The organism is Priestia sp. SIMBA_032, assembly GCF_046535215.1.
Lineage (GTDB): Bacteria > Bacillota > Bacilli > Bacillales > Bacillaceae_H > Priestia > Priestia aryabhattai.
The window spans coordinates 1-248 of sequence record NZ_JAWRXD010001275.1 but is presented as its reverse complement, the minus strand read 5'-3'; the positions used below and the strand labels follow the sequence as shown (position 1 = coordinate 248).

The following is a 248-nucleotide window of genomic DNA, read 5'->3' as shown; positions in this document are numbered from 1 at the left end:
CTTGGGTGAACTTGAAAGCAAAGCCTGCCACGTCCGGGTAAATCATCCGGAGCAGATCCACTACCTCAGAATGCACATGGTATTCCTTGTTGAGGCGTACGAACGGGATCTCAGCCGAGAGTTCCAACACCTCCACGCCTACAGCGATGTTGTATTCATCAAGATCCAGTAAAACCGAATCGTTTACTTCTACGGTGCGCACAACCTTATTTTTGCTCAACTCGATGTAGGCGGCATCCGCCGCTTCA

Annotated in this window: 1 protein-coding gene; it reads right to left on the bottom strand. The window is 50.4% G+C overall.

The genetic code is table 11. The features are described from left to right. Positions 1-248, bottom strand: a 248-nt coding sequence (locus tag SB717_RS38430) for a DUF2283 domain-containing protein (protein WP_410908462.1), incomplete at both ends; no start/stop codon positions are given.